Below are 13,913 nucleotides of genomic sequence, written 5' to 3'. Positions count from 1 at the left end.
GCGAGGAGCGCTCAGGCGTGATGACATCGCCAACAAAGACGAAACCGATTGAGGCTTGGGGCCAGTGCTTTTCATGCTCGGGCAGTTAGTCGTTCTGTCGAGGCGTCCATCGGTTCGGCTTCGAGACTTTGCAGAAACTTGCGGATGCGCCGGTACGAAACTGGGCGACGATGCGACTGCAGCTATTCCCTGTCCCGACTTTGCGCGGGCGTGAAGAAACCGATTATCGAGGAAGGATCATGTCAAATCTGGATGAGATGGTGAAGGAAGTCCGAAAGCTTCAACTGCGCGCGGCTATTGCTAAGACGAACTTGCGCGACCTTGCCGAGGGTCTTCCGGTCAAATGGACTGAGATAGAGGAAGTCGCCGAGAAAGCGCACGCCGTTTATGCCGAGTTGCATGGTGCCAGGAGAGAGCTCGCCAAAATGAAGAATTTACGATGAGGAGCACATTCATCAGCCGCGACGGCTCCATATGGGTGCCGGAATATCTGACCGCTATAGATGGGAAGACTTGTATCGGCTGCGGCCGCTGTTTCAAGGTCTGCTCACGCGAGGTCATGCATCTTCACGGCGTGGATGACGCGGGTGAAATCCTCGGCATCTGCGACGGGGAGGACGACGACTTCGACGGCGAGCTCAATCGCATGATCATGATAGTGGATCATGCCGGCCGCTGCATTGGCTGCGGAGCCTGCGGCCGCGTCTGCCCAAAGAACTGCCAGACGCATGTTGCGGCCGACCAGATCGCAGCATGAGCAGCATGATTAACTAGACAGGAGAACGGCTTTGAACTACATGATCTTTTGTCGGCTCCTGGCGCTGGTTTTGTGCTGCAATGCTGTGACCGTTTACTTTGCGTCGCAGTCGATCCGTCTAGCCGTCGTCACGACGCTGGCCTGCTCGCTGCTGCTCCAGATGGTCTATTTCGGCAGCGTGCTCTTTCTGCTCTGGAGGTCCAGCTGTGCTTGTCGCGCAGAGGTAAAATAAGCCTTTCACAACGCAGTTGGAAACCAGCCGCCATAAGATGACGAGTTGAGGAATGAATGTTCAGATGTCCCTCAGCTCGTCCTGATGGCGGTGTGTCGACGCTCTGTTGAGGCGTAGTGACAGACCGGAACTCACGTTCACGCCACTTTGGACCAACAAGGGGCATCGATCTGACAGGTCAAGAACATAATTGGGCTTGAACTGGCCAGCGGTGGCCACATCCTGGGTGAATCTGTTGGGTTCGGCAGGCACACAGGAGGCGCCGCACCACGCCTGCGTGCGGGTCGGTCGACCGAGGCCTGGCGACGACGATGAGTCACTTCTACAACATCTCAGAACACAGCTGGCTTCAGCAAAAAGGGACCATTACCGAGGTCGGAGCTGGTTCAGGCTGGATCGCCTTCTGCTGGAGAAAACATGCTGGAAAAGTTCGAACGCTATCCGCTCACCTTTGGCCCAACGCCGATCGAGAAGCTCGACCGCCTCGGCAAACATCTGGGCGGCAAGGTAGAGATCTACGCTAAACGCGAGGACTGCAACTCAGGTCTCGCGTTCGGTGGAAACAAGCTGCGCAAGCTCGAATACATCGTTCCCGATGCAATCGCGTCAGATGCCGATACGCTGGTCACCGTCGGGGGCGTGCAGTCCAACCACACCCGGATGGTCGCGGCGGTCGCGGCCAAGATCGGCATGAAATGTCTTCTGGTTCAAGAGAGCTGGGTTCCACATGAGGATGTCGTCTACGACCGGGTCGGCAACATTCTTTTGAGCCGCATCTTGGGCGCAGAGGTGCGCCTGGTCGACGAGGGCTTTGACATAGGTATCCGCTACAGTTGGGAAGAAGCGCTCCATGATGTCAAGGCAAGGGGCGGCAGACCTTATGCGATACCGGCTGGGGCCTCTGTCCACAAATACGGTGGCCTTGGCTATGTGGGGTTCGCCGAGGAGGTGCGCGCTCAGGAGAAACAGCTTGGTCTTGCCTTCGATTACATCGTTGTTTGCACTGTGACAGGTTCAACGCATGCCGGCATGATCGTCGGGTTCGCTGAGGATGGTCGACAACGCAACGTCGTCGGTATCGATGCATCCGCCACTCCAGCAAAGACCAAGGCTCAGGTGCTTAGCATTGCCCAACGTACAGCGATCCTCGTCGAGCTCGGAACGGAACTTGTCGAGGCTGACGTGGTGTTGCTCGAGGACTATGCGTACCCGCGTTATGGCATTCCATCCGAGGAAACCAAGGAGGCGATCCGTCTGTGCGCGCGGCTCGAGGGTATGATTACCGATCCAGTCTATGAGGGCAAATCGATGCAAGGGATGATCGACCTCGTCCAGAAGGGCTTCTTTCCAGAGGGGTCGAGGGTCCTCTACGCCCATCTGGGTGGCGCGCCCGCAATCAACGGTTACGGCTACACCTTTCGCAATGGCTGAGGCGCGATAGCTCGCGCCCGGACGCCTCCCAAGTCGGTCAGCGCTGAGCCGGAAAGGCCGCAGCCAATTTCGCGGACCTCGATGATCTGGTGAACAAAAGCCGTTCCGCGCAGAGGGCGCGCGACCCCAATTCCTTCCTGGGCGGTTGGCCGTATCGAAAGACCGAGGCCGGTGACGGAGCAGATCACATGCTCCACTGTCAGATTGTGCACTCCGCGACAAAGTGCTGTTCGGTTCATCTCCTGAGTATCTTTACCCCAGCCCATTGCAATCTGAAGAAAAGCTTTGCGCCCAAGTTGGCACGACTCTTGAATGTCCCTCTACAGGTGGAGAAGAGCTACGACTCAGATTCCCCTTGACTACTCAGTTGGGATGCTGGGCTGGAGCAAGCTCGCACCCAATGAGAACGCAACTGAAGGAGAGATCATGGAACTCCCCCGGATTGCGGTCGAGTTAAGCATATTCCTCGACACCACTGATGATATCGCTGAATCCGAACAGTTGTTCGAATTGTTGTCTGCGTTTGCGCTGAATTTCGATTGCCCGTGGATCGCCTATGGCCCGCTTGCATCAGAACAAAGGGTTTTGAAGCCGGCCCGACCGGACTCTGCGGTGATGTGGAATTACCCTGATGAATGGCAGGAGCGCTACTTGAAAATGGGTTATGCCAAAATAGACCCGCTCATCAAGAAAGGTCGAAAGGGGGTAGGGGCCTTCCGATGGAGTGAAGTTTACGCCGACGGAAGCACAACTGAAAATGAACGCCGCGTCCTGGATGAGGCGGCGACGTTCGGCTTGAAGTCAGGCGTTACAGTTCCATTGCATGGCCCCGCTGACAGCTTCACGTTTATGAGTTTTGCTCAATCGTCGGACAGCGAATTGCAAAATAGAGCGATCACCTACCTGCAACTTGCCGCGGTACAGTTTCATGTGAGGATTACGAAGCTCGCAACTCCGATGGCATCGGAGCACGTTTATAAGCTCTCTCCTAAAGAAATAGAGTGCATTTTTTGGGTATCGAGAGGAAAAACGTCAGGAGAAATAGGGACGATATTAGGACGATCCCGAAACACCGTAGATTTCCATGTGAAAAACGTAATGCAGAAGTTCGATGTGACCAGCAGAATGGTAGCTGCTGTAGAAGCTTTGAAACTTGGAATTATCGAACCGTAAGAAGGAAGATTCGTCGAGCTCGGTGCGCGGCCTAATTTTGCCGTTGAGGCGCTCGAGTGTATTGGTGGCGTGGAGCTTGGTGTGGTGCTCTCTTGGAGAAAGTAATATCGGCAAGCACGTCGGGCTCGACATCATCCGTAATTGTCGCCCCCCTTCGGCACCTTCGGCAGGATCTGTCGGCGTCGGCGCACCAATTGACGCTTGCGGCCCTCGGTTTCGGTGAAGACGGCCCGGCTTTTGGAATTGCTGTCCATCTCCATGGCCATGGCTTGTCATCAACCGAACGGGGCGAGAGACAATTAGATCTAGGGCTCGTGGATGACGGCGATCAGCGCCTTGTCGGCGTGCGACGCGATCTGGGGAAATTCGGAGCTTATTCCTGAGCTTGGGATGCGCAGTTCGACGGTGCCGGCGCGTCGCACTGTCGCGTAGCTTCGGGCCTCGCCATATGCGGCGCCGATGGCGGCCCCAACCTCCGGTTCCATCACTCGCTCGGCGGGAAAGCCCATCATGTCCCGCAAGAGACCGGAATCCACAGTCCTCTCCAAGAGAGTGCGCCTAGGTTCGTCATGTTACCGATCATCGATGGTTCCTTTAAAATCAGGTTGGTATTCCGCAACCGAGCTTTGCCGGGGAACATCGATGACCGCCGCAAAGCCGCTCGCTCGCTGCGGCTGTTGAGGGCGCTCGCGAGCGGCTTCGCGACCGCCGCGCTACACAGCCTGTGGTGACGCGCTCCAGCGGATCGCACGACTCCTATGATTGGTCAGCCGAATGCTCGCATGACTCACGGTGTCAGCCGCCTGCGCTTTGTCCTCCAGGCGCTCGACGCCCGCTCGCAATGCCTCGCACCGTGAAATCGCAGCGGCCTTGTTGGGCCAGTAATGCGCCCATGCCTATTGCACGATCCGCGCGGCTACCTTCGCGATTGCATCCGCCGCGCCATCGGGCGCGGTCACATCCTCATGGATCGTAGATATCGAGATTTCCTCGCTTGAAGATGATTGCAAGGCTTACCTTGGCGGCGGCGGGAGCCGAGTTCCAGACCGACACCGAGGTCGTCGCGCATCTCTTGGCCCGATACCGCCAGGAGGGCATGGGGCAGGGCGAAGCGATGCATGCCATGCTGAAACGCATCAAGGGCGCCTACGGGCTCGCCATCCTTTTTTAGGATGATCCGTCGAGCATCATGGCGGCGCGCAATGGGCCACCGCTGGCAATCGGCTACGGCGACGGCGAGATCTTCCTGGGATCCGATGAGGTCGCGCTTGCTCCCTTCACGAATGAAGTCACCTATCTCATCGACGGTGACTGGGCCATTATCGGCAAGAGGGGTGCCGATATATTTGATTTCGACGGCTACCCCGTAGAGCGTCCGCGTCAGACCTCCATGGCCACGGCCTATCTGGCCAACAAGGGCAAACATCGCCACTTCATGGAGAAGGAAATCTATGAGTAGCCGGAGGCCATTGCCCTGTGCTCGCCCATTATATCGGCTTGATAGAGAATCGCGCCGATCCGGTTTCCAGCTTCGATTTCGCCAGCATTCCGAGCCTGGCGATCTCTGCCTGCGGCACCGCCTACCTCGCCGGACTGATCGGAAAATACTGGTTTGAGCGCTATGCTCGCCTGCCGGTCGAAATCGACGTTGCGTCCGAATTCCGCTACCGCGAGATCCCGTTGTCGCCCCAGTCTGCTGCTCTTTTCATTTCGCAGTCTGGCGAAACCGCCGACACGCTGGCGTCACCGAGATACTGTAAGGAGCTTGGGCTGAAAATTGGCGCCGTCGTCAATACCCCTGAATCGAGTATCGCTCGAGAGGCCGACGCGATCTTCCCGATCCTTGCCGGCCCGGAGATCGGCGTCGCCTCTACTAAGGCCTTCACCTGCCAGCTTGCCGTTCTTGCCGCATTTGCCATCAGCGCCGCCCGGGCCCGCGGAACGGTAACCGAAGGCGATGTGCAGGCGCTCGTCAAGAGCCTTGCCGAAATGCCGCGCATCATGGGCTAGGTCCTGAACAGCATCCAACCAAAGATCGAGCCCCTTGCGATAATGACGTCCTGTATCTCGGCCGTGGCACCAGTTTCCCACTGGCGATGGAAGGTGCGCTGAAGCCCAAGGAGATTTCCTACATCCACGCCGAGGGCTATGCGGCGGGTGAATTGAAACACGGCCCAACCGCATTGATCGACGAGAACATGCCAGTGACTGTCATCGCGCCGTATTCGCTTTTTCAAAAGACCGTCTCCAATATCGAGGAAATCGCCGCCCGTGGAGGGCGGATTATCCTGATCACGGATGAAAGAGGAGCAACCGCATCGAAGCTCGACACTGTGCACACGATCGTGCTGCCAGTTGTCGACGAGATTATCGCGCCGATGATCTTCTCGTTGCCCATACAGCTTCTTGCCTATCACACAGCCGTCATCATGGGCACAGATGTGGACCAGCCGCACAATCTCGCAAAATCAGTTACTGTCGAGTGATTGTAATGCGCTCAGAGGTGGCGCCCCCCATTGGAAACACACTTTCGACCGGACGAAGCGCGCATCGCCGGCACTTCGACCTCGAGGAGACCCACAACGAGGTTCGCAGCCAGTGGATATTATTGCGCTACGATAACGACATTGTGGGCGGCCCATCGAAGTCTCTTTCAGCGGAAGGCGTACTTGCCGGCGCCTAGCGCATAGGATGCGTACGTCAACAACGGGGTGAAGCCATCGTCCGGTGGGTAAGCAGTCCAATTTCAGGCCTAGGGCCATCGCCATAGAGGTGGCGCCGGGTCTCGCAAAGTGGCACGATGATGCAAAGGTGTCGCCATTCTGCCGGCAATACAGTCGGCAACTTGTGGGTACGGTGTGATGTTGGCGGAACCTGCCCCGTCCATCGCCCCAATCCACCTCTCTTTAATCGCCAGAATGAGCTCGGGCTCTGGCTCGCGCTGGACTTCGTCGACCAGCCTGTTCGATCCCTCTGATAGGCCGACGCCGCCGAGCTTATCCTGGGCACCACCTATGCCAACATAACAGGCCAGGGCTCGATTGGCGGCCTGGGGAATATCGGCAAGGTATGGCTGCTGCCGCCCACACTGACATTGCAGTACCATTTTGCCGATTTTGGTGCTTTCAAGCCCTATGTTGGCGCCGGCGTGAACTACACGATCTTTTATCATCAGCAGGCCGGCAGCGCCGATGATCTCAAGGTCAAGAACACGTTCGGCACCGCGCTGCAGCTCGGTTTCGACTACATGTTGGACCAGCACTGGGGCGTCAACTTCGACGTAAAGAAGCTATTCCTAAAGCCAGACTTCGACGTCACCGTGGCCGGCGTCAAGCTGACGGGGAAAGCGGAGCTCGATCCCTGGCTGATAGGCGCAGGTGTCACCTACCGCTTCTGAGTCGAAGACCGGGCTTGCTGACGACAAAACTGAAAGAGGGCGCCTCGTCCGCCCTTTTTTCTTCCCAGACCCTATACTCTACAGAAAATTGAGCCGGGTCGATCATCCGAACAGCCGGCTCATGGAGGGCTGATGTAGTGCTCATCTCCCAAACGCACTGAGCTGCCTGCCTCGTCAGGCACTCGGCTGCCTCCAATTAAACGGGATGGGGGCCAACCGCTACTTACACGGACGATCTGCGGCACGTAAGAAACTCGTGTGCCATGCCGGTAGCCTCAGACCTGCGCTCGCTCACCCCGCATGTTGCCGTAATCATCGGCCCACCCGGGGCAGGCAGGAAAAACGCGACACTCGCCCGACAGTCTCCATAACGCCGGCGCATTGAGCGCTGCGCGCGCCGAGCCTTCGACGTTGTCGGTGAAGAAATACGAAATATCGAGTTCGGGCGTCACCGTGTTCGAATAGGAAAGTCCGGAGCCGGGCACCCTATTAACGAAGCCCGAATCCTCAGTGATGACCCCCAACGCGCGCAGGCGGATCTGCCAGGGGCTTGGCCATTCCGTGACCAAGGGACCCTCGTCGGGGTCGCACGGTTCTGAAAAGTCTGCCGCGACCGCCTGGTGTCCGACCAGCACCAGGACAACGGCCGCTGTTGCTGCCCGCGCCACATTCATTTGCTTTGTTGCCATGAAATTATCTCCTTGCTCTTCAGAAATGGTAGACTGCTATAGTCCTGCAGTATTGATTGGGATCGACAGAGTGCGGGCGCGCATTTGCGCAAACCGTGCTCGTATTATTTGCACCGTTCTCGCTGTCATCGACCTCTACTCGCTCATTCGTAGTTTGCTTTTGCCGGCCTCCCGGTCGTCAATGAAATACTTTCGGCTTGCCAGCCGATGACGCTGCGAAGGAAATTGATGCCAAGACTGATGAATGCAGCGCGCTCCCGATTGTTCTTGCCGAAGCCGTGCCCGCCTGCGACAGGCTCGTAAAAGTAAGCGGGATAGCCAAGAGCCTGCAGTTTTGCGGCCATCTTGCGCGCATGGCCCGGGTGGACGCGGTCGTCGCGTTTCGTGGTCGCGAGCAGGACAGGCGGATAGGGCTGTCCCGGCGTGGCAGTGTGATAGGCGGAGATTTCCTTCAGAAAAGCCCAATCGTCAGCCTTGTCGGGATCGCCATATTCGTCGATCCAGCTCGCGCCCGCCAGGAGCTTGGTGTAGCGGCGCATGTCGACAAGCGGAACTGTGCAGAACAGCGCGCCGAAGTGCTCAGGGTAGCGGGTCAGCATGTTGGCAATCAGCAGGCCGCCATTTGAGCCGCCCTCGGCGGCAATCCGCCTCGGGAGCGTAATGCCCCTTCGCACCAGGTCGGCGGCAACGGCGGCGAAATCATCATGGGCAAGACGCTTGCCCTCCCTGCGCCCGGCCTCGTGCCAACGGGTGCCGAACTCACCGCCGCCCCGGATGTTCGCCACCACGCAGGTGCCGCCGCGTTCGAGCCACAGCTTGCCGAGCGAGGAATTGTAGGAGGGCAGGAGCGATATGCCGAACCCGCCATAGGCGGTGAGGTGAACTGGGGCATCCCCGTTCCCGTCAGCCGGACCGACCTGCGTATAGGGAATCACCTCACCATCGATCGAGACCGCCTCGTGGCGCGTGACCACCAGTCCGGATGCGTCGAAATTCTCCGGGTTACGCTTCAGGATTAGTGAAGCGCTGAGAGGCGGCGCTGAATTGAGATCGAATAGGGAAAGCTGCGGCGGCGTGATCGGATCCTGAGCCCAGACCAGGACCTCTCCATTGGTCTCGTGATCTTCTGCGTCGAGTGACCAGAGTTGAACACTTTCCTCGCCGGGCACGGTGTCCAGGGTTCGGCGCGTCCATTCCTGGGGACCGGGGGTGAACATCTCGAATCGCGGAACGAGGTTGCTGAAGTAGGAACTGATGAGCTTCCCCTCATTCCAGAAGAATGACTGCAGGGAACGCCTTTCGGCTGGTTCAAACAGGGTACTAAATCCGCGCTCGCCGGCCAGGAAGGAGGAAAGCGAGATGCCGATCAGCGCGTCGGCGGCATAGGTCGTCCCGCCAACCGTCCATGCTCTGCGCGGCTTTACCGCCAACCAATCGCCGAAGACATTCCACCAGGCGTCCCGAGGAAGGTCGATCTCAACCGTCGGCCCGCCTCTATCGCCCATGCGGACTATCTTCTCCAAGCAGGCCAGCTGCTCGACAAACCATAGACGCTCGCTCTCGGCGGTGCGGTCCAGATGGCCAGACACACCGATGGTTTCGGAACCGGTCTCGAAGATTACTGGGGCCGTCAGGGGATCCGCGCCACGCTCCCACAGTCGCACGGTGCGCGCGTAGCCGGAGCGGGTGGCCATGCCATCACCAAGCGCACTGGAAAGCAGAAGCGTGTTGGAGTCGAGCCAATCAATGCTGCCCTTGGCCTCCGGGAGACTGAAACCGTCGGCGACAAAGTTCAGAGAGCTCAAGTCGAATTCGCGATGCACGACCGCGTCGCTGCCGCCGCGCGACAGGCGCAGAACGGCTCGTTCCCGTCTCTCGGGCTCGATCAACGCGCCGCCCCAGATCCAGTCCTCTCCGTCTCTCGCGGCGAGGAAGTCCAGATCGAGCAGTAGCTCCCACTGGGGATCCGCCTTCATGTAGACGGAAAGGGTGGTCCGGCGCCACAGCCCGCGGGGATTTCCGGCATCCTGCCAGAAATTGTAGAGATACTGACCGCGGCGCGTGACTAGGGGTATCCTGTCGGAACGGTCGAAAATCGCCGTCAGTGCCGCTCGGTCGCGCTCGAACTGCGTTCCACCGAAGTCCTTCAGGGTCTTTGCCGACTGGCTGGCGGTCCACGCAAGTGCCCGTTCACCTTCTACATCTTCAAGCCAAAGACGGGGGTCATCGTCGGGTGCATTCAGTGTTGGGCGGAAATCGAATTCAGTCATGTCCGCACAACCAGAGAAATGAAAGCGCAATGGCTTCCGTCTGCTCGGGAACGCTTAGTGTTGGCGGCGGCACCCGCATGTTCGAAAAGCGTGATCATGGATGAATTCTTCCCAGTCGGTGTGGCGTCGCAGTGCTTTTGCGCACAGGACCGCAATCGTCGTGCCAACCGGGAAAATCTTACGGAACAATGCGATCACTCTGGCAGCGCCGTGTCAGAAGTCAGACATCGTCGCGAATGCGACAACGAGCGTACCCTGTAATCACCGGATCAACCTCCGGCGCGATAGCTGACGCCGTGCAGAACTCAAGCAGGGCCGGCTGCGGCTGTGGTCTACACACCGCCAGCGGCAAAAAACCGGAGATTCGAGGAAAGGGACTGGGCGCCGCTTGGGCGACCTGATGGTTGTCCAAGCCCTGCCGCAATCTTGGCCTGCACCGTTCCCTTGATTGCATTCTTGACGTCTGTCGATCAAGCCAGCAAGCTGCATTCGCGCGAACGCATGTGACTGGCCCCTATGGCAACTTGGGCTGATGTCGGCCGCCCTCCGATATGCGATACGAGGGTTCATGAGAGGTGGGAGCTCAGGCTCGGCGTAGTATCTCGGCGAGACGGCTAGTGGTCGACGATGTCTTCCTGACGCCACGCATTGGTAGGCCGCAGCAACAGGGACAGTGCGGGCGCAAGTCTGCCTGGGAAATCGGCTGCAGCAGGGCAAGCGGAGTCTGGCCGCGCTCCATCTCCATACCGTCCGCAAAGAAAGCTCGGCGTGAGCACCACCGAAGGCAACGATTTGCGCGCCTCGCCGGTTCGTTTTGCGACCCACTGACCAGTCGGCTTCACGTGTACAACTATACAGGCTGCCATAGCGCGGAACTTGGCCTCCAATGGGGAAATTCCCGAGGAGACCTCCCGATGACTGAGCTTATAGCCCCGGCGCTACGACGACTTGCCCACCACCAGCGTGCAATCCAACGCGACGCCCACTGCCCCTTCAAGGAACGTCTGGGACGGGATGCACGAGCCGATCACGGACATGAAATTAATTGCGTTGGCGTGCACAGGCCGCGGTGGCTGTCGCTGTGCGAGTTCGACGGCCTGGATGCTATTGCGCGCGCCTTCTGCCCTCCAAGGTGCCAATGGCACACGCTTCGACGAAATGGCGTGCTCGAGGTCTGGTGCCTTCAGCGCCGGTGCCTTGCCAGGTGGCATGATGCTTCGAGGTCCGTGGGGGCGGGCAGGGGAGCACAGTCATGCCTACAGTTCTCGTGACTGGCGCGGACGAGCCTGATTGGCGCGATGAAAGATCATACGATTACACCTCAGGTCTGACGCCGCGCGAGTGGGCCTGGGAGTTCTTACGCCGCAATCCAGCATTCCAGCGTGATCTGGTAGCAGCGCGCCAGCAGGCCAATACTTTGTCATACCGACCCATTCTCGACGTGGTCGCGTCGGCCGGTGACCTGTCACGTTGGGGTGTCCTGTTTCGCCGAGTCTTATGGGCGCAATTCGCTCGTATTCTGGTCTCCGCTCTGGTGCGTCCATGTGCTGCCGGTCATTGCAGAACAGCTGTCCGCATCCTCGGCGACATCGCCGTTCGAGCTCTCGGCATTGTCATGTGCTGCTACGGTCTTGCTGGCGCCCGACAAGCGCCAGTATGTTATCCTTCGCGATTCAGAGCATACGCTCCAGCTCGCCGTCTCTGGCGCAGAGATCTTGCACCCTGTCTGCCTCCGTACCGAGGCAATCTGGCCCGCGAAGCTTTTGAAGCATCGCCTGAGGGCGATTGAGTGCCTCAATGCTCTAAGTGTGGGTCAACGTCTGCCTGCCCGCTTGTTTCCGCCGGAAAGACGCGGTGCCCGTTTGACCTTCGTTCTTCGTGCGCTCGACGGTTCACTTGCTGGGGCGTCACATCGCGAGCTCGCCGAAGCTCTGATCGGTCAACGGCGCGTCCATGCCGACTGGAGGGATCCTCGCGATCATCTGCGCGACCGCATTCGCCGCGCCGTCTCTCGCGCCCTCGCCCTCATGGATGGAGGGTATAGAGATTTCCTCACTTGAAAAGTGACAGTCCGCCCTGTGCGTCAGCCGGCGAACAGTTCGGAGCTTAAACCCGGTTACCCAGAGTGCGCCCAGTCGACATGGCAGCGAACGGCCTTGCGGGCGCTCTTGTTCAGGCGTCGCTCGAGGCCGAGAGGCACGTTCGGTGTTGTCCGATAACCGACAATGTCATGTACATAACGAAGTGGAAGCTGACGCATCGGTTGTTTTTTAAGCGCTTTTGCTTTGGCACGGTACATGCACGCTATTCAGCAAAACGCGCGGACTGAGTGGTTCCGCCGCCACGAAAGTCGCTGACTTACGCCACCTCCCAAGGCGTACCCGGCCCGGCAGCGAGCTCAGTCTCCTGCCGGGCATGCGTCTTCAAACCTACTCGCGTTTCAGGACTTCAAATTATAGGGTGGCGCAATGACGCGGGCGACCCAATCCGGCTCATGCGACGTCACCTAAAGGTTTAGGCCCGAGGTTACTCTGTCATAAATGGTCGATGTTAACCAAGATGTTACATGGGCCTCGCGGCAGGGCGTTAGGTCACCTCAGGGCATACCCTGACGTTCAATCAGAGACAGTTGTGCTAGCACTGCCATTTTCCTTCGATGCAGCCGTGCCGTACACAACGATATCCGGCTTTTCACGCCATGCGAGGCTTCGATACTGTGGTGCCCGAACATCCAGGTTGAAAACGGCCATGCGCATGCCATCCGAGACCATTCGGATTGTCTGAGAAATCAGAACGGCGGCAGCCACCATTCCAACGAACGGGCCCCCCACAGCCACTTTCGCCAACATGGTGAGACCGCACTCGTCAAGGGTGCCTCTATCACGTAGATCGACGTATGCAGCCGGCCTTTTGTCGTCATCACGAACGTAGTTCTCTCCCCTTGCTCGTCTGCCCATATCTCCAAAGCCTTGATCGGTGCCGGAAAGCTGTGCGTCCTGATCAGACGGAAATCTTCAACGCCGCTTCCAAGGCCCGCCTCAAACACGGTCGCAAAACCTGCCCCTTCGAGGATTGCCCGCGCCTGCGGATTATCAACGCCACACAGCCCAGCAGCGGTTCATCGTGAGCGATGCGAAAATCAGCGGCAAACCTTCGCTCGATCAGCTTGGTGCGGAAGCCGCGAGCTTCGGCCCAATCAGCACCGATCCGCGTCTTCAACCTACCTTCGTCGGTCGCAAAGGTAAGCACTGATGTACTTTGGGTTGACCGTCCAGCCAGTCGACGTCCTGAAGAAACATCCGGACATCGGCCGAGTCGGCGAATGGCAACAGTCCTATCGTCCAGAGGAAAGCCTGGCCGAGATGGCCCAAACCAATAAGCCAAAAGTCGGATGGGAATTTGGTCGCAGCAGGCCCGTCCGACGCCGGCGATTTCCAGTCGGCCAAGGCCGCTTGGTCCCACAGCGACCTGCGGTCGCCAGATCGAGATACGTTTGCACGGGCCCGGTGCACATAATGCCCGGCACGGGCTCGATGGCATCCCGGAAAACGCCGATGTCCTTGGGCAATGTGACCAGCACATTTTCACCTTTGGATGCCGAAGACAGCTTCATTGCATCGGTCAGCCGTGCGAGCCCGTCGTCGTCGGCATAAAGTACTGCGTGCCACTTCGCCCGTATGGCGACAACCATTGCGCTGCCGAGAATGACGCGAGGATCGCTAGTCCGGCTTCCGTCCTCGCGCTAAGGGCGGACATTACCGACATGGCCCAGGCTGACCGCCGAAGCTTCGGCGAGTTTAGCAACGCGCCATGGCCTGTCCGGATTTCGCAGCAACGAGCGCAGCACCTGGGCAGATTTGGGTTTGAAAAAGGATTTGAGTTCCCTTCGTTCCGCGCTTGGCTTGCTTTCGACATGCCGCTCTATGAAGATGCCATCAAAGATGATGTTGGCGTTGCCAGCTAG

Annotated in this window: 11 protein-coding genes and 5 pseudogenes; 10 read left to right on the top strand and 6 right to left on the bottom strand. The window is 58.7% G+C overall.

Annotation, left to right across the window (positions count from 1 at the left end; all coding sequences use genetic code 11):
* The first annotated feature begins 239 nt into the window (after positions 1 to 239).
* The 5 genes from AC56QQ_RS32180 (at position 240) to AC56QQ_RS32160 (ending at position 3,593) form a co-directional block, all read left to right on the top strand.
* Positions 240 to 443, top strand: a complete 204-nt coding sequence (locus AC56QQ_RS32180) for a CCE_0567 family metalloprotein (protein WP_497100481.1) — start codon at positions 240 to 242, stop codon at positions 441 to 443.
* Positions 440 to 757, top strand: coding sequence for a ferredoxin III, nif-specific (gene fdxB / locus AC56QQ_RS32175; protein ID WP_497100482.1), 318 nt, complete (start codon positions 440 to 442; stop codon positions 755 to 757). Before AC56QQ_RS32180 ends, fdxB begins: the two co-directional genes overlap by 4 nt.
* Positions 758 to 797: 40 nt before the next feature.
* Complete coding sequence (locus AC56QQ_RS32170; protein WP_497101046.1) at positions 798 to 989, top strand: exopolysaccharide production repressor protein; 192 nt, start codon at positions 798 to 800, stop codon at positions 987 to 989.
* A 417-nt stretch (positions 990 to 1,406) separates the two neighbouring features.
* Positions 1,407 to 2,420: a 1-aminocyclopropane-1-carboxylate deaminase gene (locus AC56QQ_RS32165; protein WP_497100483.1), complete on the top strand. Its 1,014-nt coding sequence runs from the start codon at positions 1,407 to 1,409 to the stop codon at positions 2,418 to 2,420.
* Between the two features lie 426 nt (positions 2,421 to 2,846).
* The gene (locus AC56QQ_RS32160; RefSeq protein ID WP_497100484.1) at positions 2,847 to 3,593 is read left to right on the top strand and encodes a LuxR family transcriptional regulator; all 747 of its coding nucleotides are present in this window, start codon (positions 2,847 to 2,849) and stop codon (positions 3,591 to 3,593) included.
* 131 nt (positions 3,594 to 3,724) lie between these two features.
* Here AC56QQ_RS32160 and AC56QQ_RS32155 read toward each other — a convergent pair whose 3' ends face one another.
* The gene (locus tag AC56QQ_RS32155) at positions 3,725 to 3,853 is read right to left on the bottom strand and encodes a hypothetical protein (RefSeq protein ID WP_497124689.1); all 129 of its coding nucleotides are present in this window, start codon (positions 3,851 to 3,853) and stop codon (positions 3,725 to 3,727) included.
* Between the two features lie 45 nt (positions 3,854 to 3,898).
* Positions 3,899 to 4,129: a hypothetical protein gene (locus AC56QQ_RS32150; protein ID WP_497100485.1), complete on the bottom strand. Its 231-nt coding sequence runs from the start codon at positions 4,127 to 4,129 to the stop codon at positions 3,899 to 3,901.
* A 473-nt stretch (positions 4,130 to 4,602) separates the two neighbouring features.
* Between AC56QQ_RS32150 and glmS the strand changes: the two are divergent.
* Both glmS and AC56QQ_RS32140 read left to right on the top strand, forming a co-directional pair.
* A pseudogene (glmS, locus tag AC56QQ_RS32145) lies at positions 4,603 to 6,079 on the top strand (glutamine--fructose-6-phosphate transaminase (isomerizing)); the annotation flags it as partial.
* Positions 6,080 to 6,579: 500 nt separating this feature from the next.
* Positions 6,580 to 6,990 (top strand): annotated as a pseudogene (locus tag AC56QQ_RS32140) (OmpW/AlkL family protein); the annotation flags it as partial.
* Between the two features lie 407 nt (positions 6,991 to 7,397).
* Here AC56QQ_RS32140 and AC56QQ_RS32135 read toward each other — a convergent pair.
* Positions 7,398 to 7,679 (bottom strand): annotated as a pseudogene (locus AC56QQ_RS32135) (OmpW/AlkL family protein); the annotation flags it as partial.
* A 143-nt stretch (positions 7,680 to 7,822) separates the two neighbouring features.
* Positions 7,823 to 9,949, bottom strand: a complete 2,127-nt coding sequence (locus AC56QQ_RS32130) for a prolyl oligopeptidase family serine peptidase (protein WP_497124688.1) — start codon at positions 9,947 to 9,949, stop codon at positions 7,823 to 7,825.
* A gap of 1,252 nt (positions 9,950 to 11,201) precedes the next feature.
* On the opposite strand from AC56QQ_RS32130, the pseudogene AC56QQ_RS32125 reads away from it, so the two are divergent.
* Positions 11,202 to 11,378: pseudogene (locus AC56QQ_RS32125) on the top strand (transcriptional regulator domain-containing protein); the annotation flags it as partial.
* A 115-nt stretch (positions 11,379 to 11,493) separates the two neighbouring features.
* Entirely contained in the window at positions 11,494 to 12,009 is a 516-nt protein-coding gene (locus AC56QQ_RS32120; protein WP_497101047.1) for a DUF2285 domain-containing protein, read from the top strand.
* A 555-nt stretch (positions 12,010 to 12,564) separates the two neighbouring features.
* Here the strand turns inward: AC56QQ_RS32120 and AC56QQ_RS32115 are convergent.
* Complete coding sequence (locus tag AC56QQ_RS32115; RefSeq protein WP_497100487.1) at positions 12,565 to 12,906, bottom strand: hypothetical protein; 342 nt, start codon at positions 12,904 to 12,906, stop codon at positions 12,565 to 12,567.
* 32 nt (positions 12,907 to 12,938) lie between these two features.
* Positions 12,939 to 13,461: pseudogene (locus AC56QQ_RS32110) on the bottom strand (hypothetical protein); the annotation flags it as partial.
* A 251-nt stretch (positions 13,462 to 13,712) separates the two neighbouring features.
* Here AC56QQ_RS32110 and AC56QQ_RS32105 point away from each other — a divergent pair.
* The gene (locus AC56QQ_RS32105; RefSeq protein ID WP_497100488.1) at positions 13,713 to 13,913 is read left to right on the top strand and encodes a hypothetical protein; all 201 of its coding nucleotides are present in this window, start codon (positions 13,713 to 13,715) and stop codon (positions 13,911 to 13,913) included.

The organism is Mesorhizobium sp. RCAM 05099 (assembly GCF_059683685.1).
The sequence above is the reverse complement of the archived record's forward strand: the minus strand, read 5'-3'. Positions and strand labels throughout refer to the sequence as shown.